Source organism: Gemmiger formicilis (assembly GCF_016901605.1).
Classification (GTDB): domain Bacteria; phylum Bacillota; class Clostridia; order Oscillospirales; family Ruminococcaceae; genus Gemmiger; species Gemmiger formicilis_B.
In genome coordinates this window covers 1-217 of sequence record NZ_JACJKP010001017.1, presented here as the reverse complement: position 1 = coordinate 217, position 217 = coordinate 1, and the positions used below count along the sequence as shown (strand labels likewise).

The 217-nt window shown below is 63.6% G+C and carries 1 pseudogene; it reads right to left on the bottom strand.

What is annotated here, in order from left to right:
- Positions 1-121: pseudogene (locus H6B10_RS17595) on the bottom strand (transcription termination factor NusA); the annotation flags it as partial.
- Positions 122-217: the final 96 nt, after the last annotated feature.

The following is a 217-nucleotide window of genomic DNA, read 5'->3' as shown; positions in this document are numbered from 1 at the left end:
TGACGTCGATCTTCTCGCCGCCCAGTTCCTGCACGATCTTTTCCACACGGGCGCCGCGGGCACCGATGCAGGCGCCCACCGGGTCGACGTCGGGGTTCTTGCTCCAGACGGCCAAGCACGTGATCCGTCAGGGCCTGCGGGAAGGCGAACGCAATCTGCAGTGCAGCGAGATGCAGTCCCGTGCTCATGAGCTTGTTGTGGCTACGGTGGTTTCCAT